The sequence below is a fragment of the Trinickia dabaoshanensis genome, assembly GCF_002879885.1.
Lineage (GTDB): Bacteria > Pseudomonadota > Gammaproteobacteria > Burkholderiales > Burkholderiaceae > Trinickia > Trinickia dabaoshanensis.
On record NZ_PNYA01000006.1, the window covers coordinates 123,827 to 146,826 of the forward strand.

At 63.6% G+C, this 23,000-nt stretch carries 18 protein-coding genes; 4 read left to right on the top strand and 14 right to left on the bottom strand.

From position 1 onward, the window contains the following. Window positions 1–6 precede the first annotated feature (6 nt). Window positions 7–1,896: an ABCB family ABC transporter ATP-binding protein/permease gene (locus tag C0Z18_RS08350; RefSeq protein WP_102645063.1), complete on the bottom strand. Its 1,890-nt coding sequence runs from the start codon at window positions 1,894–1,896 to the stop codon at window positions 7–9. 168 nt (window positions 1,897–2,064) lie between these two features. On the opposite strand from C0Z18_RS08350, the gene C0Z18_RS08355 reads away from it, so the two are divergent. Continuing rightward, window positions 2,065–2,463, top strand: coding sequence for an acyl-CoA thioesterase (locus C0Z18_RS08355; RefSeq protein WP_102645064.1), 399 nt, complete (start codon window positions 2,065–2,067; stop codon window positions 2,461–2,463). 12 nt (window positions 2,464–2,475) lie between these two features. Here the strand turns inward: C0Z18_RS08355 and C0Z18_RS08360 are convergent, their stop codons facing one another. Then, window positions 2,476–5,643 carry a sensor domain-containing protein gene (locus tag C0Z18_RS08360; protein ID WP_102644930.1) on the bottom strand — a complete coding sequence of 1,056 codons (3,168 nt, stop codon included), beginning with the start codon at window positions 5,641–5,643 and terminating at the stop codon, window positions 2,476–2,478. 219 nt (window positions 5,644–5,862) lie between these two features. Then, window positions 5,863–6,339 carry a nitrate reductase associated protein gene (locus C0Z18_RS08365; RefSeq protein WP_102644931.1) on the bottom strand — a complete coding sequence of 159 codons (477 nt, stop codon included), beginning with the start codon at window positions 6,337–6,339 and terminating at the stop codon, window positions 5,863–5,865. A gap of 120 nt (window positions 6,340–6,459) precedes the next feature. Between C0Z18_RS08365 and fdhD the strand changes: the two genes are divergently transcribed. Then, window positions 6,460–7,308, top strand: a complete 849-nt coding sequence (fdhD, locus tag C0Z18_RS08370; protein WP_102644932.1) for a formate dehydrogenase accessory sulfurtransferase FdhD — start codon at window positions 6,460–6,462, stop codon at window positions 7,306–7,308. A gap of 91 nt (window positions 7,309–7,399) precedes the next feature. Here the strand turns inward: fdhD and C0Z18_RS08375 are convergent, their stop codons facing one another. The 7 genes from C0Z18_RS08375 to nudB all read right to left on the bottom strand — a co-directional run bounded on the left by C0Z18_RS08375 (window position 7,400) and on the right by nudB (window position 16,495). Further along, window positions 7,400–8,167: an enoyl-CoA hydratase gene (locus tag C0Z18_RS08375; protein ID WP_102644933.1), complete on the bottom strand. Its 768-nt coding sequence runs from the start codon at window positions 8,165–8,167 to the stop codon at window positions 7,400–7,402. An 84-nt stretch (window positions 8,168–8,251) separates the two neighbouring features. Next, entirely contained in the window at window positions 8,252–9,451 is a 1,200-nt protein-coding gene (locus C0Z18_RS08380) for an acetyl-CoA C-acyltransferase (RefSeq protein WP_102644934.1), read from the bottom strand. A gap of 18 nt (window positions 9,452–9,469) precedes the next feature. Then, window positions 9,470–11,908 carry a 3-hydroxyacyl-CoA dehydrogenase/enoyl-CoA hydratase family protein gene (locus C0Z18_RS08385; protein ID WP_102644935.1) on the bottom strand — a complete coding sequence of 813 codons (2,439 nt, stop codon included), beginning with the start codon at window positions 11,906–11,908 and terminating at the stop codon, window positions 9,470–9,472. A gap of 142 nt (window positions 11,909–12,050) precedes the next feature. Then, window positions 12,051–13,838, bottom strand: a complete 1,788-nt coding sequence (locus C0Z18_RS08390) for an acyl-CoA dehydrogenase C-terminal domain-containing protein (RefSeq protein ID WP_102644936.1) — start codon at window positions 13,836–13,838, stop codon at window positions 12,051–12,053. Window positions 13,839–13,914: 76 nt separating this feature from the next. Then, window positions 13,915–14,514 carry a TetR/AcrR family transcriptional regulator gene (locus C0Z18_RS08395; RefSeq protein ID WP_102644937.1) on the bottom strand — a complete coding sequence of 200 codons (600 nt, stop codon included), beginning with the start codon at window positions 14,512–14,514 and terminating at the stop codon, window positions 13,915–13,917. Between the two features lie 194 nt (window positions 14,515–14,708). Then, entirely contained in the window at window positions 14,709–15,983 is a 1,275-nt protein-coding gene (locus C0Z18_RS08400) for a phospholipase D-like domain-containing protein (RefSeq protein ID WP_102644938.1), read from the bottom strand. Further along, window positions 15,980–16,495: a dihydroneopterin triphosphate diphosphatase gene (nudB, locus tag C0Z18_RS08405; RefSeq protein WP_102644939.1), complete on the bottom strand. Its 516-nt coding sequence runs from the start codon at window positions 16,493–16,495 to the stop codon at window positions 15,980–15,982. The genes C0Z18_RS08400 and nudB overlap by 4 nt, the downstream gene beginning before the upstream one ends. Window positions 16,496–16,809: 314 nt before the next feature. Between nudB and C0Z18_RS08410 the strand changes: the two genes are divergently transcribed. Both C0Z18_RS08410 and C0Z18_RS08415 read left to right on the top strand, forming a co-directional pair. Further along, window positions 16,810–18,507, top strand: coding sequence for a S10 family serine carboxypeptidase-like protein (locus C0Z18_RS08410; RefSeq protein ID WP_233217237.1), 1,698 nt, complete (start codon window positions 16,810–16,812; stop codon window positions 18,505–18,507). 68 nt (window positions 18,508–18,575) lie between these two features. After that, window positions 18,576–18,974: a hypothetical protein gene (locus C0Z18_RS08415; protein WP_102645066.1), complete on the top strand. Its 399-nt coding sequence runs from the start codon at window positions 18,576–18,578 to the stop codon at window positions 18,972–18,974. 180 nt (window positions 18,975–19,154) lie between these two features. On the opposite strand, the gene aspS is transcribed toward C0Z18_RS08415, so the two are convergent. The 4 genes from aspS to C0Z18_RS08435 all read right to left on the bottom strand — a co-directional run bounded on the left by aspS (window position 19,155) and on the right by C0Z18_RS08435 (window position 22,996). After that, a complete protein-coding gene (aspS, locus tag C0Z18_RS08420) occupies window positions 19,155–20,957 on the bottom strand; it encodes an aspartate--tRNA ligase (RefSeq protein ID WP_102644940.1) in 1,803 nt (600 codons plus the stop codon). Window positions 20,958–21,026: 69 nt separating this feature from the next. Further along, window positions 21,027–21,674, bottom strand: coding sequence for a DUF502 domain-containing protein (locus C0Z18_RS08425; RefSeq protein ID WP_102644941.1), 648 nt, complete (start codon window positions 21,672–21,674; stop codon window positions 21,027–21,029). 128 nt (window positions 21,675–21,802) lie between these two features. Continuing rightward, a complete protein-coding gene (locus tag C0Z18_RS08430) occupies window positions 21,803–22,129 on the bottom strand; it encodes an FmdB family zinc ribbon protein (protein ID WP_102644942.1) in 327 nt (108 codons plus the stop codon). Between the two features lie 213 nt (window positions 22,130–22,342). Then, window positions 22,343–22,996, bottom strand: coding sequence for a methyltransferase domain-containing protein (locus C0Z18_RS08435; RefSeq protein WP_102644943.1), 654 nt, complete (start codon window positions 22,994–22,996; stop codon window positions 22,343–22,345). Between the last annotated feature and the right edge of the window lie 4 nt (window positions 22,997–23,000).

Below are 23,000 nucleotides of genomic sequence, written 5' to 3' on the forward strand. Positions count from 1 at the left end.
CGACGCTCACACCCCTTCGCCTTGCACGAGGCCGCGCACCTGCTCGCGCGAGGCGGCACGCTGCTGTAGCGCCCACATTTGCGCGAAGGCGCCGCCCGCTTCCAGCAATTGCGCATGCGTGCCCCGCTCGACGATGCGGCCGTGGTCCATGACGATGATTTGTTCGGCATGCACGACGGTCGAAAGCCGATGGGCGATGACGAGCGTCGTACGTCCGCGCGCGATCTGATCGAGCTCTTGTTGGATCGCCCGCTCCGAATGCGAATCGAGGGCCGATGTGGCCTCGTCGAAAATCAGAATCGGCGGGTTCTTGAGCAGCGTGCGGGCGATCGCGACCCGTTGCTTTTCGCCGCCCGAGAGTTTGAGGCCGCGCTCGCCCACGGGCGTGTCGTAACCCTTGGGCAGGCCCTCGATAAAGTCGTGGATATGCGCCGCGCGCGCGGCGGCGATCACCTCTTCGCGCGTCGCATCCGGGCGCCCGTAAGCAATGTTGTAGTAAATCGTATCGTTGAAGAGCACCGTGTCTTGCGGCACGATTCCGATCGACGCGCGCAGCGAATCTTGCGTTACGTCCCGAATGTCCTGTCCATCGATGGTGATCGCGCCGCCCGCTGCCCGATCGAGGTCGTAGAAGCGAAATAGCAGCCGTGCCAACGTCGATTTGCCCGACCCGCTCGGGCCCACCACGGCCGTCGTCGTGCCGGCGGCGATCGAGAACGTGACGTCTTGCAAGATGACGCGCGTGCTTTCATAGCCGAAGCGCACATGCTCGAAACGCACTTCGCCGCCGCTAACGGCGAGCGGCGCCGCGCCGGGGGCATCGGGCACTTCGCGCGCGGCGCCGAGCAGCGTGAACATGCGGTCCATGTCCGTCAGGCTCTGCTTCAGTTCGCGGTAGACGACGCCGAGAAAATTGAGCGGGATGTAGAGCTGCAGCATGAACGTGTTGATCAGCACGAGATCGCCGAGCGTAAGCCGTCCGGCCATGACGCCTTGCGTCGCGCGCCACAAGATGAACACGAGCGCTGTGCCGATGATGGCTTGCTGACCGAAATTGAGCAGCGACAAAGAGTTTTGCGATCTGATCGCGGCGGCGCGATAGCGTTTCAAGTTCTCGTCGTAGCGCCGCGCTTCCCACTCTTCGTTGCCGAAGTACTTGACCGTCTCGTAGTTGAGCAACGAATCGATTGCACGCGAGTTCGCGCGCGAATCGAGCTCGTTCATGGTTCGGCGAAAATGCGTCCGCCATTCGGTGACCTTGACGGTGAAAACGATGTACGTCACCAAGGCGGCGAACGCGACGAGCGCGTAATAGGCCTCGTATTTGACGACGAAAAAGCCGAGCACGAGCCCCACTTCGACAAGCGTCGGCAAGATGCTGTACAGCGAGTATGAGATCAGCTGAGAGATGCCGCGTGTGCCGCGCTCGATATCGCGCGACATGCCGCCCGTTTGCCGGTCCAGATGAAAGCGCAACGAAAGCGCGTGCAGATGGCGGAACACTTTCAGCGCGATTTGACGCACCGCGCTTTCCGTCACTTTCGAGAACAAGATTTCGCGCAGCTCGGTGAAGAGCGACGTCGAAAGCCGTACGAGCGCATAGGCGATCACGAGCAAGCCCATCCCGCCCGCGAGCACGATCGCGGGTTGGTGCGCGGCACGCCCTAGATCGGTCAACTGGCGCATCGACGACAAGCCGTCGACGATATGCTTCATCACGATCGGCACGCCGAGATTGGCGAGCTTGGCGCTGATCAGACACGACAGCGCGAGCGCGACCCGCCCCTTGTAATCGGCGAGGTAAGGCAGCAGCGAGCGAATCGTCTGCCAGTCGCGGCGCGCCCCGCCGGAGGTGGGGGCGGGCGCGGGTTCTGTCGATGAGCTATAGCGGCGCATGGGTCCAAACTTGAGCGAAGCCGCGGCGGCGGCGGGGCGGGCTGGGCGACCGATCGGGCTGCGGCGCGTGCGCCTCACCTGCATTTGCCCGTACAATTTCGAGGGCCAGCCTATCGATGACCTGTATTGTCGCAGGCTCGGCTCATTGTCGCAGAACAGGTACCCTCGATGACTATCTCCCCCCCGCTGCTCCCGCAGAAAAACTGTGCCCTGCGCGTCGTGCCGCAGCCGTCCGACGCCAACGTTCACGGCGACGTGTTCGGCGGCTGGATCATGGCTCAAGTCGATATCGCCGGTTCGATTCCGGCAAGCCGGCGCGCCAACGGCCGCGTCGCGACGATCGCAGTCAATTCGTTCGTCTTCAAACAGCCGGTATTCGTGGGCGACCTGCTCAGTTTCTACGCCGACATCGTGAAAACGGGCACGACGTCGATCACCGTATCGGTCGAAGTGTTCGCTCAGCGCATGAGCCTCACGGAGGAGCTGGTCAAGGTCACGGAAGCCACGCTCACTTACGTGGCCACCGATAAAGAACGCCGTCCGCGCAAGCTGCCCGATCTAGCCTAACGAGCGGCGCGTTCAGTGGGCAACCGTGTCGGCCGCCCTCGTGCCGTCGGTGCCCGCTCGTTGCAACAGCGCGGGAATGGCATCGTGCGGCATCGGTCGTGCGAAGAAGTAGCCCTGCATCTCCGTGCAGGCCCGCTCTTTGAGGAAGTCGAGTTGGGCCGCCGTCTCGACGCCCTCTGCGATGACCTGCAATTGCAGCGAATGGGCAAGCGCGATAATGGCCGACGTGATCGTTTCGTCGTCGCTCGAGGCCCCGATGTCCGATACGAATGAACGGTCGATCTTCAGACGATCGACGGGGAAGCGTTTCAAATAGCTCAAACTCGAATAGCCGGTGCCGAAATCGTCGATCGCGAGCCCGATCCCCAGCGCGTGTAGCTCTGCCAGCATGGTGACGGCCTCTTCGGCGTTGCGCATGATCGTGCTTTCGGTCAGCTCGAGCTCCAAGTACTGCGGCTCGAGGCCCGTTTCCTCGAGAATCGACATGACGAGTTTGGCGATGTCGCGCTGCTGAAACTGCCGCGCGGACAAGTTCACCGACACGCGCGCGGGCGGCAATCCCTCGTCTTGCCACGCCTTGTTTTGCCGGCACGCCTCGCGCAGCACCCACTCGGAAAGCGGACCGATGAGCCCGCTTTCCTCCGCGACAGGGATAAACGCCGACGGCGGCACGAGCCCCACTTCGGGATCGAGCCAGCGCACGAGCGCTTCCATTCCGACGATCTGTCCCGTCTTGATGTCCACCTGCGGCTGGTAGTGCAGCAAGAACTCGCCGTCGCGCAGCGCGCGGCGTAAGCGGCGCTCGAGATTGAGCCGGGCGCCGACGCTCGTATTCATCTCGGGCTGGTAGAACTGGAACGTATTGCGGCCCATGTCCTTCGCGCGATACATCGCCAGGTCGGCTTTCTTGAGCAGGGTTTCGACGTCCTCGCCGTCTTGCGGATACAAGCTCGCGCCCATGCTGCAGCCCACGTAGAGCTCGGTGCCGTCGAGCCAGACCGGTTCCGAGATCGTCGCGCGCACGCGCTCCATCCAGCCGATCAGCGTCTTTTCGTCGACCGCGTCGGTCAGCACGATCACGAATTCGTCGCCGCCGTGCCGCGCGACCGTATCGCTCGGCCTCGCACTGCGGGCTAGCCGCTCGGCCACGACGCCGAGCAAACGGTCGCCGACACTGTGGCCGAGACTGTCGTTGACGTTCTTGAAACCGTCCAGGTCGATGAAGACGACGGCGAGCGGCTTACCGCGCGCGATCGCCTGGTTGAGCCGCTCGCGCAGCAAATTGCGATTGGGCAGCCGCGTCAGCCCGTCGTAGTTCGCCTGGTATTCGAGCTGCTCCTGGTAGCGGATCAGGTCCGTTACGTCGTTGATGACGCCGATATGGTGCGTGGTGTTGCCGTCCGGATCGGGCACCGGTGCAATGAACAGCTGATTCCAGAACAGCGCCCCATCCTTGCGGTAATTGCGCAAGACGGCACTGACCTCGCGGTTCGCGGCGAGCCCTTCGCGAATGGCGACGAGTCCTTCCTGATCGCGGTCGTCGCGCTGCAGGAAACGGCAGTCCTGACCGACGATCTCCGCCGGATCGTAGCCCGTGATGCGTTTGAACGCGGGATTCGCGTATTCGATCACGTGCCCGCCGCCGGAGGCGGCCGTAATCAAGATCGCGTTGACGCTCGCATCGAGCGCGCGGCTTTGCAGACGCAGCGCGAGGTCGGAACGCTTGCGGTCGGTCACGTCCGTATAGGAGCCGAGCACGCCGATGACGGTGCCGTCGCCGTTCGTCAGCGGAATCTTGCTCGTGATGCCGGCGCGATGCACGCCGTCGATCAGTGTCTCGAACTCGTAATTCATCTTCGGCACGCCGCTGCGGATCACTTCCAGATCGGCGCGGCGCAACGATTCAGCCATTGCGCCCCACGGCATATCGTCATCGGTCTTGCCGATGACCTGCTCGGTGTAGGCCAGACCCGCATCGCGCGCGAACGCCATGTTGCAGCCGAGATAGCGCGAATCGCGATCCTTCCAAAAGATGCGTTGGGGGATGTTGTCGATCACGGTCTCGAGCATTTGATTGGACCGCTGCGCCTCGGCCTCGACCTTGATTTGCTCGGTCACGTCGTCGGCCAGCACGAACACCGCGGGGCGCCCCATGAAGCTCAGCGCGTGGTTGGTGATGTCGGCGCTCAATTGGGTGCCGTCGCGGCGCCGCTGACGCCACACGCCCGCCGATACCCGGCCACGGCGCGGCGCCGCATAGCCGCGTACGAGGTACGACTCGAGCCGCGCGATCTCGTCCGGCCAGTACAGATCGCGAATCGTCATGCCGAAAAATTCGCCCTCGCCATAGCCGTACTGCTCGACGGCAGCGGCATTGACGGCGAGAAAACCGAGCGTCTCGCGGTCGTATATCCACATCGGCACCGGGTGGGCGTCGAACAACTCGCGAAAGCGCTCGTCGCTGCGCCGCATGGCGCGCGCCACGCGGATTTTGGCGCGAGCGGCGCTCTCGCGAACCCCAAACGTGTAAATCAACATGCCGCAGCCCGCCACCATCGTGACGATGAGCAGCAGCGTGGCAAGCCGCGTCGAATGCTCCGAGGCCGACAGCGAGGACTCCAACGCTTCGTCCTCCCGCTCCCGTAGCTTGGCTATCGAGGCATCCACGACATCGAGCGCGGAGCGCGCCTGCATATAGACCGGCGTGACCCACGCGCGCTCGGCGGCCGGCTCGGCGGCGCCGGTTGCCGCGGCGGCCAAGCCTGCTTGGGGTGTTGGGCTCGTCTGCTTCGCCGCACGCACCAAGGCGGCGTGCGTTTGCGCCTCCACGCGGTCCGCCAGCGCCAGCAGCGCCTCGAGGTCGCCGCGCATCGCCGGGTCGTCCGCGAGCGCTTGACGCAGGTCCGCTTTGCCGCTCGCGAGCGCCAATTCCCGCTCGCGGATGAACGCATCGCCGACCGGCTCGCCCAAGTGCGAGAAACGTCCGAGCGCGGCAAGTCCGGAGCCGAGCGTGGCGCGGTACGCGTCGAGATCGCGCTTGACGCTCATGGAGCGCGCCGTGCGAGAATCGGTCGCCCGCTCGCCGCGGATCTGCCCGTAGGCGACGAACGCGTTGGCCGCGATCACAGCCGCGGCGACGGCGACGTTGATCAGCAGCCGTTTCGATAAAAAGGAACGCATTGGATGTCGAAAGCCGGTCGAGTCTAGTGCCCAGGGTTGAGCATCCCCAGGTTCATGGGTACTCAGAATGGGGCGGCGCGGCGAGGGAGTGCTACGCGCCCGTTCGACCTTTCTTGCTGGAATCGATGCGAGCCTTTCCGTGCCATCCCATGGATAACGGCAGCGTTTAGCCCGGGTTGAGGGTCGCGCGTCGAAAAATTTTCGACTCGGGCGGGCGCCCTAGCCCATAAGGCCGAACTCGCGCATGGCAGGCACGAAATCGTGGCTCGGCTCCGGTTTTCGCGTCAGTTTCGTCAGGACATAGCGCTTGAACGGATCGAGTTCGGCCCAGCGCTCGGTACTCGGCGCGATAGCGCCTACCGCGCGGCTGTGGGCGAGCAAGCGCTCGGGCACCGCGGCCGTGCTGCGCCAGACTGGGTCCGGCTCAGGTGTAAACCACTCCGGTTCGATGTTCGCGTGCGTGCGCATCATCTCGAAGAGCGCGTGATCGAAGTTGGGCTCGATTTGCGCGTCTTCGTCGACGGGAAACCGCGCTAAGAGGGTGCGATCGGCGTGGGGCAGCAGTTGCCACTGCGCGAGCGAGATGCGAAGGCCGAACCGGTCGAGATTGAAGCGGACCGACATCGGCATATAGGTGAGGTCCTCCGACGACACGAGTTCGAAATCGAACAGCAGCGGCGTTTCATGCAATCCCATGGCGGTGTCCTTTGGCGTGCGAGCGCCGGGTCTAGACGGGCAAACGGCGCCCGCTTCGGGTATTTTAGAACCTTATGCACGAAACGCCGGCCCCGCACATGGCAATCGGCCGAGCACGACATGGACGAAGGAACGATCTTGAACGACCCGTTGGACGGCGCCGACGAGCGCGGCGTCATTGAACAAAAGGTACGCCGCCATCGCGATGGCCGGATCGAACCGGCACTGGACCAAGTCGGCCAGGAGTGGCCCGTGGCGCTGGTCTTCAACGGCATTTCGCATGCCGTCATGATGTGCACGCCGCGCGAACTGGAGGCTTTCGCCGTCGGGTTCGCGATTTCGGAAGGTATCGTCGAACGAGGCAGCGATATCCGGGACATCGAGGTGACGTTCCATCGAAACGGCTCCGCGCTGCCCTATGCGCAGGTCGAACTGACGATCGTGCAGCAGGCGTTCGCGGCGCTCAAGGAGCGCCGGCGCGCGCTTGCGGGCCGCACGGGCTGCGGCGTCTGTGGCATCGAGAGCATCGATTTGCTCGATCTGTCGCCGGAAACGGTCACGGACAGCGGCTTCTTGGCGCGGCTCGCGCCCGATGCCATTGCGCGCGCGGCGCGCGAGCTGCCGTCGCATCAAGCGCTGACCCGCGTGACGGGCGGCCTTCATGCGGCCGCGTGGTGCGACGAGCGAGGGGCGATCTTGTTGGCCTTCGAGGATGTCGGCCGCCATAATGCGCTCGACAAATTGATCGGACGGCTCGTGCTCGAGCGCATCGATGCGACGAACGGCTTCGTGTTTCTATCGAGCCGTGCGAGTTATGAACTCGTGCGCAAAGCGGCGCGCGTCGGCATTCCGATGGTGGCCACGATCTCCGCGCCCTCCTCGCTCGCTATCGCCATCGCGCGGCAAGCAGGCATTCGGCTCCTCAGCTTTTGCCGGGAGGCGAGCTATGTCGAGTATGGCGAGGATTGATCGGCACAACTGAACGTTCGCATCGTTCGCATCGTTCATTCTCTGGCGCGTGCCGCGCGAGGCGCCGAGGTCTCGGCGGCACGCCCCGTCCTCAACCGAACTGCCGGAAATCGGGCTTGCGCTTCTGGAAGAAGGCCATCATCGCTTCGCGCGCTTCGGGAGCGAGCAGCATCTTGCCGAAGTGCACGACTTCCTCCTTCATGCGATCGGCAATCTCCTGCCCGTGCGTGCCCTTCATCAGCATCTTCGTCACCCGCAGCGACGAAGCGGGCAGCGCGGCGAGCTTGGCGGCCTGCGCATAGGCGAACGCGTCCACCTCGCCGAGCGGCAGCAAGCGATTGACGATCCCCATCCGATGCGCTTCCTGCGCATCGAACGCTTCGCCGAGCATCAGCTTTTCCGCCGCGAGCGTATAACCCGCGAGACGCGGCAAGAGCAGACTCGATGCGGCTTCGGGGCAGAGACCCAATTGCGAAAACGGCAACGAGAACGTAGCCGATTCGGCCGCGTACACGAGATCGCAATGCAGGAGCAGCGTCGTGCCGATACCGACCGCCACGCCCGATACCGCGGCGACGATCGGCTTCTCGAAGCTGCTGATGCGCCGCAGGAATTGCAGCACGGGCGCGTCTTCGCTCGTCGGCGGCGACTTCATGAAGTCTTCGAGATCGTTGCCGGCGCTAAAGACCTGCTCGCCGCCGCGAATCAGGACCGCGCGCACGGCCGCATCCTCGTTTGCGTCGGCCAGCGCGTCGGCCATCGTTTGATACATCGCCGACGTAATCGCGTTTTTCTTCTCGGGCCGATTCAGGGCGATCGTCATGACGCCGTCGGCACTGCGCTCAATCCCAATTTCCATCGTCTCTCTCCAAAGGAAAACGGTTCGAGCCGCCGGAGGATCGCTCCGGCGCGCACGAACCGTCATTGCCGGGTCACGGCGCTTTTACAGGCGCTCGATGATGCCCGCCGCGCCCATGCCGGTACCGACGCACATCGTCACCATGCCGTACTTCAGATTGCGGCGACGCAGCCCGTGCACCACGGTCGATGCGCGGATCGCACCCGTCGCTCCGAGCGGGTGGCCCAGTGCGATCGCGCCGCCGAGCGGGTTGACCTTGGACGGATCGAGGCCGAGCTCGCGAATGACCGCCAGCGATTGCGCGGCAAACGCTTCGTTCAACTCGATCCAATCGAGATCGTCCTGCGTGAGGCCCGCGGCCTTGAGCGCGGCCGGAATCGCTTCCTTCGGGCCGATACCCATCACTTCGGGCGGCACGCCGCGTACGGCGAAGCTGACGAAACGCGCGAGCGGCGTCAGGTTGAACTGCTTCAAGATCTTCTCGGAGACGACGATCAACGCGCCGGCGCCATCCGACGTTTGCGAGCTGTTGCCGGCCGTCACCGAGCCCTTGTTCGCGAACACCGCACGTAGTTTCGCCAGACCTTCGATCGTCGTATCGGGGCGCGGACCTTCGTCGAGCGCGATTTCGCGCGACTTCGTCTTCACCTCGCCCGTCGCGAGGTCGGGCGTGCGTTCCATCAACGTGTACGGCGCGATCTCGTCCTTGAACTCACCCGCTTGCTGCGCGGCGATCGCCTTTTGGTGCGATTCGAGCGAGAAGCGGTCTTGGTCTTCGCGGCTCACCTTCCAACGCTCGGCCACGCGCTCCGCCGTGAGCCCCATGCCGTAGGCGATCCCGAAGTTTTCGTCGTTATCGAAGATGTGCGGCGACATCGAAGGCGTGTTGCCCATCATCGGCACCATGCTCATCGATTCGCAACCGCCGGCGATCATCGCATCGGCTTCGCCCACGCGAATGCGGTCCGCGGCCATCGCCAGCGCCGTCACGCCCGAGGCGCAAAAGCGGTTGACGGTCACGCCGCCCACCGATTGCGGCAGCCCGGCCAGCAGCGCGCCGATGCGCGCCACGTTCAAGCCTTGCTCCGCCTCGGGAATCGCGCAGCCCACGATCGCGTCTTCGATGACCTTCGTGTCGAGTCCCGGCACTTGCGCCACGGCCGACTTGATCGCATGCACCAGCAACTCGTCGGGCCGCGTGTTCTTGAATACGCCGCGCGGCGCCTTGCCGATCGGGGTGCGGCTGGCGGCGACGATGTATGCGTCTTGCAATTGTTTGCTCATTTTTTGGCGCTCCTGCCGTTAGTTGCGCACCGGCTTGCCGGTCTGCAGCATGCCCATGATTCGCTCTTGCGTCTTTTGCGTGCCGAGCAGATCGACGAACGCGCGGCGCTCGAGCGCCAGCAACCATTCCTCGTCGACGAGACTGCCCGCTTCGACGTCGCCGCCGCACACCGCTTCGGCAATACGCGAGGCGATCAGGAAGTCGTGGGCGCTGATGAAGTTGCCGTCGCGCATGTTCACGAGTTGCGCCTTGATCGTCGAGATGGCCGAGCGGCCCGCCACCGGCACTTGCTTCACCGGCAGCGGCGGCCGATACCCGGCGGCAGCCAGCGCGCGCGCCTCCTTCTTCGCGGTGTCGAGCAACTCGAACACGTTGAAGACGATCGTGTCGGACGGCTTGAGATAGCCCATCGCCCGTGCCTCGATCGCCGACGCCGACACCTTCGCCATCGCGGCGTTCTCGAACGACTTCGACACGAACTTCAAGAGTTCGCCGTTCGATGCGCCGACCGCACCGGCCGCCTCCGCGGCACGCAGCGCCGCTTCCTTCAGGCCGCCGCCCGCGGGCACCAGGCCGACGCCCACTTCGACGAGACCGACGTAGCTCTCGATATGCGCGACGCGCTTGGCGCTATGGAGCATCAGCTCGCACCCGCCGCCGAGCGCTATGCCGGACACGGCCGCGACCACCGGTACGTTCGCGTACTTCACGCGCAGCATGCCCTGCTGGAACTTCTTGACGAACGGCTCGATCCCCTTGGCGCCGCCCATCATGAACGCGGGCATGGCTTCCTCGAGATTGGCGCCGGCCGAGAACGGACCGCCGGGCGCGCCGAGCTTGAGCGACGTGGGCTGCCATACGACCACGCCCTTGTACGACTTCTCGGCCAATTCGATCGCTTGCGCGAGGCCGTCGAGCACACCCGGGCCGATCGTGTTCATCTTCGTCTTGAACGAGACGATGACGACATCGTCCTCGCCCGCGCGATCGTCCACCCATGCGCGCACAGAATCGGTTTCGAACAGGGTCTTGCCGTAGCTCTTCGGATCCGCGCCCGTTTCGCCGACGAGCGGCGCGCGGAACACTTGCTTACCGTAGACCGGCAGCGTCGAGCGCGGCTCGAACTTGGCGGCCGCGGGCGACCACGAGCCTTCGGACGTGTGCACGCCGCCCTGCTCCGCCACCGCGCCCTCGAACACCCACGAAGGCAACGGTGCCTTCGAGAGCGCCTTGCCCGCGGCGATATCTTCTTGGACCCACTCGGCCACTTGCTTCCAGCCGGCGGCTTGCCAGCCTTCGAACGGACCTTCGTTCCAGCCGAAGCCCCAGCGGATCGCCAGATCGACGTCGCGGGCGTTGTCGGCGATCGATTCCAAGTGCACGGCGATGTAATGGAACACATCGCGGAAGATCGACCACAGGAATTGCGCTTGCGCGTGCTCCGATTCGCGCAGCAGCTTCAGACGCTCGCCGGCCGGACGCTTCAAGATACGGCCCACGAGTTCGTCGGCCTTGGCACCGCTCTCGACGTATTCGCCGCTCTTCGCGTCGAGCACCTTGATCGCCTTGCCCTCTTTCTTATAGAAGCCGCCGCCCGTCTTTTGGCCGAGCGCGCCCTTGGCCACGAGCGCGGCCAACACGGCCGGCGTTTCGTAGACCGGGAAGAACGGATCGTCCGCGAGGTTGTCTTGCATCGTCTTGATGACGTGCGCCATCGTATCTAGACCCACGACGTCCGCCGTGCGGAACGTGGCCGACTTGGCGCGGCCCAGACGCGAGCCCGTCAGATCGTCGACTTCGTCGAAGCGCAGACCGAACTTCGCCGCTTCGGTGATGACGGCGAGAATCGAGAAGATGCCGACGCGGTTCGCGATGAAGTTCGGCGTGTCCTTCGCGCGCACGACGCCCTTGCCCACCACGCTCGTCAAGAACGATTCGAGATCGTCGAGAATGTGGGGCTGCGTGTGCGTCGTCGGGATCAGCTCGACGAGGTGCATGTAACGCGGAGGATTGAAGAAGTGCACACCGCAAAAGCGCGACTTCAATTCATCGGAAAAACCTTCGGACAGCTTAGTAATCGATAGACCCGACGTATTCGTCGCGAAGATCGCATTCGGCGCGATATGCGGCGCGACCTTCTTGTACAAATCGTGCTTCCAGTCCATCCGCTCGGCGATTGCCTCGATGACGAGATCGCACTGCTCGAGTTTGGCGATGTCGTCTTCGTAGTTCGCCGGTTCGATGTAGCGGGCGTCGTCCTTCGCGCCGAACGGCGCGGGCGACAGCTTCTTCAGGTTTTCGATCGCCTTCAATGCGATCGCATTCTTCGGGCCTTCCTTGGCCGGAAGATCGAACAGCAGTACCGGCACCTTGGCGTTGATCAGGTGCGCGGCGATCTGCGCGCCCATCACGCCGGCGCCGAGCACGGCGACCTTGCGAATGATCAGATTGCTCACGTCTTTCCTCCCTGGGAGTCATGCGTTTTCGGCGGCTCGACCCCGATGCGCGCGCCGCAGGCGGCGGCGCGGGTCGAGCCACGGTAAAGCAGTTGAGTCGCGGCGCATCGTCTCGTATGCGCCGCATGGCGGGGACGCCGGTTTAGAACAGCGCCTCGTCGACTTCCATCAACGTCTTCGAACCCGCGCGCGCTTCGCGGATCGTCTTGGCCGTTTCGGGCAAGAGCTTCGCGAAGTAAAAGCGCGCCGTGGCGAGCTTGGACTTGTAGAACGGATCGCCCGAGGCTTCGTTATCGAGGGCGAGACGGGCCATGCGCGCCCAGAAGTACGAGAACACCAGGTGGCCGACCGTGCGCAGATACGGCACCGCCGCCGCGCCCACCTCGTCCTGGTTCGCCATCGCCTTCATGCCGATTTCCATCGTGAGCTTTTGAACCTTGTCGCCGATGTCGGCGAGCGGATTCACGAACTCTTGCATTTCGGGCTTCACGCCTTCGGCTTCGACGAAATCCGTCACGAGCTTGCCGAACTTACGCAGCTTCGCGCCCATGTCGCCGAGCACCTTGCGGCCCAGCAGGTCGAGCGACTGCACGGCGTTCGTGCCTTCGTAGATCATGTTGATGCGGGCATCGCGCACGTATTGCTCCATGCCCCATTCCTTGATGAAGCCATGGCCGCCGAAAATCTGCATCGCATGGTTCGTGCACTCGAACGCGTTGTCCGAGAGGAACGCCTTCAGAATCGGCGTGAGCAACGCCACCAGATCGGCCGCTTCTTTACGGGCGGCTTCGTCTTCGTGCGACAGTTCCTTGTCGATCTGCAGCGCCGACCAATACGAGAACGCGCGCGCGCCTTCCGCATAGGCCTTTTGCGTGAGCAGCATGCGGCGCACGTCGGGGTGGACGATGATCGGGTCGGCTGCCTTCTCCGGTGCCTTCGGGCCCGTCAGCGAACGCATCTGCAGGCGTTCCTTCGCATAGACGAGCGAGTTTTGATAGGCGACTTCCGTGAGACCGAGGCTTTGCATGCCGACGCCCAGGCGCGCCGCGTTCATCATCACGAACATCGCTTGCAAGCCGCGATTCGGTTCGCCGACGAGCCAGCCTTTGGCGTTGTCCAAGTTCATCACGCACGTAGCATTCGCGTGGATGCCCATCTTGTGTTCGATCGAGCCGCACTTGATGCCGTTGCGCTCACCGGGCTCGCCCGCCTCGTTCGGGATGAACTTGGGCACCACGAACAGCGAAATGCCCTTCGTTCCGGGAGGTGCATCGGGCAGACGCGCGAGAACGAGGTGAACGATGTTCTCCGACAGATCGTGTTCGCCGCTCGAGATGAAGATCTTCGTGCCGGTGATGAGGAACGAGCCGTCGCCGTTCGATTCGGCCTTCGTGCGCAAGATGCCCAGATCGGTGCCGCAGTGCGGTTCGGTCAGACACATCGTGCCCGTCCACTTGCCTTCGACGAGCTTGGGCAGATAAACCTTTTGCAGCTCGGGCGTGCCGTGCGCATGCAGACACTCGTAGGCGCCGTGCGAGAGGCCCGGATACATCGTCCACGCCTGATTGGCCGAGTTCAGCATTTCGTAGAGCGCGTTGTTCACGAACGCGGGCAGCCCTTGGCCGCCGTATTCGGGATCGCAGCCGAGCGCCGGCCAGCCGGCCTCGACGTATTGGCGATACGCCTCCTTGAAACCCTTCGGAGTCGTCACCACGCCGTCGCCCGCATACGTGCAGCCTTCCTCGTCGCCGCTTTGATTCAGCGGGAACAGGACTTCGGCGCAGAACTTGCCGGCTTCTTCGAGCACTTGATTGATCGTGTCGGCATCGAGATCCGCATGCTTGGGCATGCCTTTGACTTCGGTTTCGACGTTCAGCAGTTCGTGCAGCACGAATTGCATGTCGCGCAGCGGCGCGGCGTACTGACCCATGACTTCCTCCAAAGGTTGCAGCTGTACAGATAAAACCGTCAGGGACAGTCAGTGCGCCGGGTAGGAGCGTGGCTGACTAACGGCTTTGGCTCTGATACGAAACAATCGTTTTTTCCAGCGCGGCCCACGTAAGACGCTCGGCATCGGGCAGATGCAGAAAACGCGCGTCGTGATGCAGGCCGAGCGTGAAGCTATACAGTTCGAACAGCATCAGGTTCGGATCCGTGTCCGCGCGCAAATGCCCTTCTTCAACGGCTTGCGAAATAGCCCTAAGCAGCGCCGCACGCCAAGTCGAAACGCTCGACACGAGTTGCTCGCGCACCGGGTTGTCGCCACGGTCGTCGTACTCGACGGCGCCGCTGATGTAGATGCATCCCGTCATCACTTCCTGGATGCGCCGCTCCATCCAACGGCCCAGCATCGCACGCAACCTCGGCAAGCCTCGCGGCTCGCGCAGACTCGGGAAAAACACCTCCTCCTCGAACCGGCGGTGGTATTCGCGGACGACTTCGACTTGCAAGTCCTCGCGCGATCCGAAATGCGCAAAAACTCCGCTTTTGCTCATCTGCATGCGCTCGGCAAGCAAGCCGATCGTCAAACCCTCGAGCCCGTTACGGCTCGCCAGATCGAGCGCTGCATCGAGAATCGCTGCGCGCGTTTGTTCACCTTTTCGCATAGCCTCTTTCGTACCGTTCTTTTGGCGGTGCAATCTAAAAAATAGAACGGCCGTACTATTATTGAGCGCGGCCGCTCTCGAAACAAGGACTTTATTAGAAACCGGAATCTAACCGGCTTGGCGATGCCCGCCTACCCGCTGGCGCGCCGGCCGGCGCCGTTTTGCGCGAACCTGCCGCGCTCGGCGATGCGGCCCTAATCGTATGCGCCGACGGTCAGCACCTTCATCACGGCGCGGTACGCCGCGTAGGCGAGCCAGTTGGTCAAGCGCTTACCCCAAGGGCGCGCCGCGTAGATCGCGGGGTCGATGGCGCGGGCCTGTGCGAACGCGTCCAAGATCGCTTCGCGCAACGGGTCGATCTCCGGATGCTCGATCAGCACCACGTTGGCCTCGTTGTTCAGCACGAGGCTCAATGCGTCGAGATTGGAGGAGCCCACCGTCGCCCAGTTCGAATCGACGACCGCTACTTTACCGTGCAACATCGTCTTTTCATATTCGGCGATCTTCGCACCGGCGGTCAGGAAGAGCCGGTAGAGATGCGGCACGGCGTGATCGAGCGCCGCGAATTCGTTGCGCCCGATCAGCAGCCGAACCTCGACCCCGCGCCGGGCGGCGGCCACCAACGCGCGCCGCAGCTTGCGCCCCGGTACGAAGTACGGGTTCGCGAGCAAGATTTCGTGCCGTGCCCGGCCGATGGCCACGAGGTACGCCTTTTCGATCGCGCGCCGGTTGACGAAGTTGTCGCGCGCGATGAAGGCCACGCTGGGCGCCTTCAACGCTTGCTCGGAGGCATGGCCCGAGTGGCGGGACGGGGCCGCGGCGCCGGTCGAGCTTGCTCGCTCACGCAGCGTGAGGGCGCGCGACACCGCCTGCGTGTAGGGCCGATGACCTAACGCCAAGCGCCGCCACTGTGTATCCAACGCCGCGCCGATACGCTCGACGACCGGCCCCGTCAACCCGACCGCGAAGTCCCAGCGTGGATGGGCCAGCGGGCCGTTCGTGGCGGCGAAGTCGTCGACGATATTGATCCCGCCGCAAAACGCGACGCGAGCGTCGACGAGGGCAAGCTTGCGATGCGTGCGCGACAGCCCGAATCGACCGAATACGCCGAGCCATCCGGCGTTGTAGATCCGATGCTCGACACCGGCCGCGACCCATTCGTCGAATAAGGCGAGCCGCCCCGTCCCGAGGCCGTCGGTGATGACGCGCACCTGCACCCCGCGGCGCGCCGCGCGCACGAGGGCGTCGGAGACGGGCCGTCCGGCCTCGTCGTCGCAAAAGATATAGGTCTCGAGCGTCACGCTCAGTTGCGCATCGTCGATGTGCCGGATCAACGTGGCGAAATAATCGGCCCCGCTGCTGAAGAGCCGCACCTCGTTGCCGGCCGTGAACGCGAGCCGCCACGCGCGGCGCTTCGAAACGAGCGCGGCCCCGAGGCGCGCGAGCCGGCGCGCGCCTCGGGCGCTCATGCTTGCTCGGGCGGCTGCCGCGTAACCGCGGCGGCGCCGGTGCGCGCGACGCCGAGCCGGCGCGGCAACTGCAGGATCGCGTCGCGGTTCGACGAGGAGAAACAGCGCGCCGCGGCCTGCTCGTACGGCAGCCACAGGTAGGCCGTATGCTCGCGCGGCGCGAGGGTGACCTCGAGCGGGTACGGCACTTCGAGGCCGAACCAGTGCTCGACGTTGCGCGTGACGCCTTCGGCGTAGCGATGGCGCCAGACGGGGTAGATCTCGTATTCGATTTGCTCGCCCCAATCGATGAGGGCCTCGGGCGGCACGATCGGGCCGCCCACGACGATCCCCGTCTCCTCGGCGACTTCGCGGACAGCGGTTTCCAAAAGCGGTTCGTCGATCCGATCCTTCGAGCCCGTGACCGACTGCCAGAACGCGGGACGGTCCGCGCGCTCGATGATGAGCACGTCGAGTTCGGGCGTGTAGATGACGACGAGGACCGATTCGGGAATTTTCGGCGGCTTTTGCATGACATTCGATCGATTGGCGGTACGCCCAACAGCATAACGCAGCCGATGCCGCCGCGCGCCGAACGACGGGGCTCATCGAGGGACAGGCAGTTGCATTGCTCAATGCGCTCGCGCCGCCGGCGAAATGGCGTTCGATACAAAACTCGACAGAACTCGACATAAATCAACCGCTCTCCCGGTTGACCCGCTTATTTTTTATTCTTACGATTTATTAAGAGACATAAAGACAATAAAAATCGAGTTCACATCGCACGCCGGCTTTTCCCTTGCAGTACTCGTTCGTTAAATATCAAAAAAGTCGAATAAGGATAAAAATGAGAGAAAAAAGCATGAAGAACGGCGCCGCGATCGGCCCACTCGCCCGCCGCGTAGGAGGAACGACGCTCGCGCTGAGCATGCTCGCGCTGGCGGGATGCGGCGGTAGCAGCAGCCCGACGAGCGGCACCGCCGTGGCAGCGGATCAAACGTACACCGATAACGTTGCGTACTCACCGAACGCCGGCGATTCGCTAGCCGCTACGCAGGTTACCGAGCAGGCAGCCGTCATGCATCACCAGTGGACGAACGGCACCACGACCGTTCCTTATACGACCACCACCGGCCACCTGACCGCGTCCGATTTGAGCGGCAAACCGGAGGCGACGATGTCGTACGTCGCGTACGTCGCGCAAAATACGAGTGGCACGCCGCGCCCCGTGACGTTCTTCTACAACGGTGGCCCGGGGTCGTCGTCGGTCTGGTTGCGCCTTGGCTCGTTCGCCCCGACTCGAGTCGCGACGCCCGACCCGCTGATGACCAACTGGCCGAACTACCCGCTCGTCGACAACGCCGAAAGCCTGATCGCCACCACCGACATGGTGTTCATCGATCCGCCGGGCACCGGTTTGTCCGAAGCGATTGCCCCGAACACGAACAAGACGTTCTGGGGTTGCGATGCCGACGTGCAGGTGATGCGCGACTTCATTCGCCGCTACATCGCGGTGAACAATCTCACGAACTCGCCGCTCTATCTGTATGGCGAATCGTACGGCACGCCGCGTACGGACATGCTTTCGCTGTCGCTCGAATCGGCCGGTGTGCCGCTGACCGGCATCGTGCTGCAATCGTCCATCCTAAACTACGCGGCGTCGACCGGCGATACGTCCGCCGGATCGTTCCCGTCCTACGCTGCGGTTGCGGCCTACTACAACCTCGTGTCGCCGTCGCCGACGAACCTCGGCACCTACGCGCAGCAGATTCGCAATTTCGTCGCGGCACAGTACGCGCCCATCGTGCAGTATTCGACCGCCGCGCAACAGGTGACGATCCCCGGCGCCACGCTCAGCGCGTGGTCGTCGCAGACGAATCTGACGCCCGCCACGCTGAGCGCCTACTTCCAGTACTTCTACGACACGGAAGCATCGTTCGGCCAAACGACGCTGGTGCCGGGCACGACGATCGGCCGCTATGACGGACGCGTGTCGTTGCCGAGCAGCGATTCGCGCCTCGCCGCGGACAACGATCCGTCCGACATCCTGATCTCGCAGCCGTTCACGAACGCGCTCGCAACGCAGATGCCGTCCTACCTCGGCTATCAAGCGCCGCATGCGACCTACCAAACGTTGAACGACAAGATCATCGGCGTGTGGAATTTCAGTCACGCCGGCAAGCCTTCACCGGACACGATCCCCGATCTGCTCGCCGCGTTGATGCTCAATCCGCAACTGAAAGTGTTGGCCTCTAACGGTTATCACGATCTCGCGACCCCGTTCTTCGAAACGGAAAAGGAATTGGCGCGGCTGCAAACCGTAACGGGAATCAAGCCTAATATCGCACTTACGTTCTACCAGGGCGGCCATATGATTTATCTGGATAACGTGGCGCGACCGCAAATGCAGGCCGATTTGGTGTCGTATTACAAAAATCAGCCGATTTCGAATTCGATGACGCTGACGCAACTCGCGGCGCCGTGGGCCGATGAAAGCCCGGCGAATAAACCGACCGTGGCGACGGCCGTTTCGAAGGCTCCCTGATTCCTATGCGTAGCGAGAGCTCGCTAGCCGGGCTCTCTCTCGTGACACCTCTTTTCGTGAGTTACGTTATGTCCCAGATCTCATTGCTCCGCCTGTTGCCGCGCGCCTCGTTGGCCGTGGCGCTCGTTCTATGCGCCGGCGGTGCGCTCGCTTCGACGCTCCAATCGGTCTCGCCTCCCGTGCCATTACACGATGGTGGCGTGGACGGTCCGTTCCTCCAACGCGGCGCCCGCGCCTCGTCCGATACGGCAACCACCGGGGCCGCGCTCAAGCTCGAAGCGCAAAACCGTTTAGCGGCCAGCCTCGGTGAAAACCGCGCATTCAGCAACAACGCGGCGATCACGCAAGCGCAGGCCAAGGCGAACGGCCTCGGATATGTCGCCGAGCACTTCCAAGAAATCGACGCCGCGCGGAGCGGAAAGGTTACGCTCAAGCAAGTGCAGCAGTATTTGCAGCAGCAACAGTAACCCAGGTGCGCGCTGGCCGCCGCGGTTGTGCGGCCGGCGTGGATACGTTGGGATCGCGACATTAAAAAACCCCAAGGATCGGAATGCATCCAATCCTTGGGGTCTACGCATTTGGGAAGCAAAACGCACTCGCCGCACAGAGGGCGGCAAACGCCCTCCTCCTGCGACGGCCGCCGGCCCTTACGCCTTCGGCTGCTCCGGCTGCCGCAGACGAATATGCAGCTCGCGCAGTTGCCGCTCGTCCACGGCGCTCGGTGCCTGCGTCAACAGACACTGCGCGCGCTGCGTCTTCGGGAACGCGATCACGTCACGAATCGAATCCGCACCGGCCATCATCGTCACGATGCGATCGAGGCCGAACGCGATCCCGCCATGCGGCGGCGCGCCGTACTGCAGCGCGTCGAGCAAGAAGCCGAACTTCGCACGCGCTTCCTCGTCGTTGATCTTCAGCGCACGGAACACCTTGCTCTGCACGTCTTCGCGATAGATCCGCACCGAACCGCCGCCGATTTCCCAGCCGTTCAGCACCATGTCGTAGGCCTTGGCCAGGCAACGCCCCGGATCGGTCTCGAGGTATTCGAGATGCTCGTCCTTCGGGCTCGTGAACGGGTGGTGCGCGGCCACGTAGCGCGCTTCTTCCTCGTCGTACTCGAACATCGGGAAGTCGATCACCCACAACGGCTTCCAGCCCGCTTCCACGAGACCGCTGGCCTTGCCGAAATCGGAATGACCGATCTTCAAGCGCAACGCGCCCAAGCTGTCGTTGACCACCTTCGCACGATCGGCCGCGAAGAAAATGATGTCGCCGTCTTGCGCGCCGGTACGCTCGAGGATCGCCGCGATCGCCGCATCGTGCAGGTTCTTCACGATCGGGCTTTGCAGGCCATCACGCCCCTTCGCCGCTTCGTTGACCTTGATCCAAGCCAAGCCCTTCGCGCCATAAATACGCACGAATTCCGTGTAGCCGTCGATGTCACCGCGCGAAAGCTCGCCGCCCTTCGGCACGCGCAACGCCGCAACCCGGCCGTCCTTCGTGTTCGCCGGCGCGCTGAACACCTTGAAATCGACGTCCTTCATTGCGTCGGTCAATTCGGTGAACTCGAGCTTCACGCGCAAATCGGGCTTGTCCGAGCCGAAACGCGCCATCGCTTCCGAGTACTGCATGACCGGGAACGCGGCGTCGAGCGTCACGCCGATCGTCTCCTTGAAGACATGGCGGATCATCTGCTCGAACAGATCGCGGATTTCCTGCTCGCTCAAGAACGACGTTTCGCAGTCGATCTGCGTGAATTCGGGCTGACGATCGGCACGCAAGTCTTCGTCGCGGAAGCACTTGACGATCTGATAGTAGCGATCGAAGTTCGCCACCATCAAGAGCTGCTTGAAGAGTTGCGGCGACTGCGGCAGCGCGAAGAATTGACCCGCGTTGACACGCGAGGGAACGAGATAGTCGCGCGCGCCTTCCGGCGTGCTCTTCGTCAGCATCGGCGTTTCGATATCGATGAACCCTTGCGCGTCGAGATACTTACGCACTTCCATCGCGACGCGATAACGCAAACGCAGGTTGTTTTGCATCTGCGGACGACGCAGATCGAGCACACGGTGCGTAAGGCGCGTCGTCTCGGACAGGTTGTCGTCGTCGAGCTGGAACGGCGGCGTGACCGAAGCGTTCAGCACGGTCAATTCGTGGCACAGCACTTCGATCTTGCCGCTCTTCAAGCCGGCGTTGACGGTGCCTTCCGGACGGTTGCGCACGACGCCTTGAACGCGCACGCAAAACTCGTTACGCACGCCCTCGGCAATCTTGAACATCTCGGCGCGATCCGGGTCGCACACGACTTGGACGAGCCCTTCGCGATCGCGCAGGTCGATGAAGATGACGCCGCCGTGGTCGCGCCGGCGATGCACCCAGCCGCACAGCGACACGGTTTGGCCCAACAGATGTTCGGTCACCAGACCGCAGTATTCAGATCTCATCGACATGGTATTCGTCTTTCGTTTGGCATTGAGGGCAGCGCGCGCGGGTTCCGTTCGGATCGCCGCGCCGCGGCATTAAAGGGGCGGCTCGACCGGGCGGCGCGCCGGCGCGCTCACGGGCACCTGCGGGGCGACCACGCCCATCGAGACGATGTACTTGAGCGCGGCGTCGACCGTCATATCGAGCTCGATGACCTCCGCCTTGGGGACCATCAAGAAAAAGCCCGACGTCGGGTTCGGTGTCGTCGGCACGTACACGCTCACGTGCTCTTGCTGCAAATGGTTCACCACGTCGCCGCCCGGGGTGCCCGTTAGGAACGCGATGGTATACGAGCCGCGCCGCGGGTATTCGATCAGCAGCGCTTTTCGGAACGCATTACCGCTGCTCGAGAGCAGCGTGTCCGACACTTGTTTCACGCTCGTATAAAGCGGCCCGACGATCGGGATGTGCCGCACGATCGCGTCCCACCACGTCACCAGCTTTTGCCCGACGAAGTTTTGCGTGAACAAGCCGACGATAAAGATGAACGCGAGCGTGAGCAGCGCGCCGACACCGGGCAGATGGAACCCGAATAGCTTCTCGGGCTGCCACGACTCGGGCAGCAACAGCAGCGTTTGGTCCATCGTGCCGATGATGAGCCCCAGCACCCATAGCGTGATCGCCAAGGGTACGAGGACCAGCAAGCCGGTCAGGAACACGGATTTGAGCGTCGTCTTTTTCATGTATACCGCCAGGGAACCGCTAGGGATCAATCAGCGCGCTTGTTCTCACCACATTGCGCTTAAGCCTCGGGCCGCGCGACGACGTTCCGCCGGCGCCCGCGTCGAGCGCCTTCCGTGGCAACGCTCGTTCAGGCGTCGGACGCAGTGGACGGGGCTGGCGCGGCGGGCGCGCTTGCGCTGGCCGGCGCGGCGGCGCCATCGGACTTCGTCTCCGGTTTCGCTTCCGGTTTAGCGTCGGACTTGGCGGCGGCGGTGCCGTTCGCACCGCCCGAGCCGCCGCGGAAATCGGTGACATACCAACCCGATCCCTTCAGTTGAAAGCCAGCGGCCGTCACTTGCTTACGAAACGAGTCCTTCTCGCATTGCGGGCACTGTGTCAGCGGCGCGTCGCTCATCTTTTGGAGCACGTCTTTTTCAAAGCCGCACGATTCGCAACGGTAGGCGTAGATCGGCATGATTCTCTTCCCGACTATTTCCGACAAAAAACGGTTAGGCGCTTGCAAAGCGTTGAATTATAGCCGCAATTGGGCGCGGCCCGGCTCGAGGGGCGCCCCGCTCGATGCGCGGCGCCATGCAGTTCGCAAGTTGGGGGCGCCGCCGTCCAAAATCAACCCCGGCACGCGCGGTGCGCGAGCATGCCTGGCGCCCACCGGCGGCGCGGCCGGCGCTTACCGCCTGCGCCAGGTCATCCAACGCTCGCGCCCCGCGAAAACGGGAATCGAGTCGTCCACGTCTTGCTCTTCGACGAGTTCGAACGACGGACTCAGCAGCGCGTCGAGGTCGGCCCGCGTGATGCCGAACGGAGGCCCCTTCGGCGCATCGTCGAAGAAGAAAAAGCCGGCCAGCAGACCGCCGGATTCGAGCAACTGCGCCATCCTTGCCGCATAGTCCGCCCGGCGCGCGGGCGGCAAGGCGCAAAGAAATGCCCGCTCGTAAATCCAACCGGTCACGAACGGCGGCCGGTAAGCGAAGAAATCGGCTTGTTCGACGAGCGCCCCGTGCGGCCCCAGTTGCGAGCGCGCGGCCGCGACGGCGTCGGCGGAAAAATCGATCGCGCGAACGGTCCAGCCCGCTTGCGCGAGCCAACCGACCTCGTGGGCATTGCCGCACCCCGGGATGAAAACGGGCCGAGGGGCCGTGCGAGCGGCAAACGACGCAAATGCCGCGGGTACGCCGGCCTGATCCCACGGGGTGAAGCCTTGACGAAAACGCTCGTCCCAAAACGCGGCCGTATTGGGGTCGCGTGTTGCGAACGTAGGAGCCACCGCAGAATCCGGTGCCGGTGCCGGTGCTGGGCGGTCCGATGACGAAGGCTTGGTCATGACG

Bases quoted from the DNA above. Each gene is read 5' to 3' on its own strand.
- C0Z18_RS08395 (WP_102644937.1), bottom strand. From the start codon at position 14,514: ATGCGAAAAGGTGAACAAACGCGCGCAGCGATTCTCGATGCAGCGCTC.
- C0Z18_RS08410 (WP_233217237.1), top strand. From the start codon at position 16,810: ATGAGAGAAAAAAGCATGAAGAACGGCGCCGCGATCGGCCCACTCGCC.
- C0Z18_RS08365 (WP_102644931.1), bottom strand. From the start codon at position 6,339: ATGGGATTGCATGAAACGCCGCTGCTGTTCGATTTCGAACTCGTGTCG.
- C0Z18_RS08400 (WP_102644938.1), bottom strand. From the start codon at position 15,983: ATGAGCGCCCGAGGCGCGCGCCGGCTCGCGCGCCTCGGGGCCGCGCTC.
- C0Z18_RS08375 (WP_102644933.1), bottom strand. From the start codon at position 8,167: ATGGAAATTGGGATTGAGCGCAGTGCCGACGGCGTCATGACGATCGCC.
- C0Z18_RS08425 (WP_102644941.1), bottom strand. From the start codon at position 21,674: ATGAAAAAGACGACGCTCAAATCCGTGTTCCTGACCGGCTTGCTGGTC.
- C0Z18_RS08355 (WP_102645064.1), top strand. From the start codon at position 2,065: ATGACTATCTCCCCCCCGCTGCTCCCGCAGAAAAACTGTGCCCTGCGC.
- fdhD (WP_102644932.1), top strand. From the start codon at position 6,460: ATGGACGAAGGAACGATCTTGAACGACCCGTTGGACGGCGCCGACGAG.
- C0Z18_RS08360 (WP_102644930.1), bottom strand. From the start codon at position 5,643: ATGCGTTCCTTTTTATCGAAACGGCTGCTGATCAACGTCGCCGTCGCC.
- C0Z18_RS08415 (WP_102645066.1), top strand. From the start codon at position 18,576: ATGTCCCAGATCTCATTGCTCCGCCTGTTGCCGCGCGCCTCGTTGGCC.
- nudB (WP_102644939.1), bottom strand. From the start codon at position 16,495: ATGCAAAAGCCGCCGAAAATTCCCGAATCGGTCCTCGTCGTCATCTAC.
- C0Z18_RS08435 (WP_102644943.1), bottom strand. From the start codon at position 22,996: ATGACCAAGCCTTCGTCATCGGACCGCCCAGCACCGGCACCGGCACCG.
- C0Z18_RS08390 (WP_102644936.1), bottom strand. From the start codon at position 13,838: ATGGGTCAGTACGCCGCGCCGCTGCGCGACATGCAATTCGTGCTGCAC.
- aspS (WP_102644940.1), bottom strand. From the start codon at position 20,957: ATGTCGATGAGATCTGAATACTGCGGTCTGGTGACCGAACATCTGTTG.
- C0Z18_RS08350 (WP_102645063.1), bottom strand. From the start codon at position 1,896: ATGCGCCGCTATAGCTCATCGACAGAACCCGCGCCCGCCCCCACCTCC.
- C0Z18_RS08430 (WP_102644942.1), bottom strand. From the start codon at position 22,129: ATGCCGATCTACGCCTACCGTTGCGAATCGTGCGGCTTTGAAAAAGAC.
- C0Z18_RS08380 (WP_102644934.1), bottom strand. From the start codon at position 9,451: ATGAGCAAACAATTGCAAGACGCATACATCGTCGCCGCCAGCCGCACC.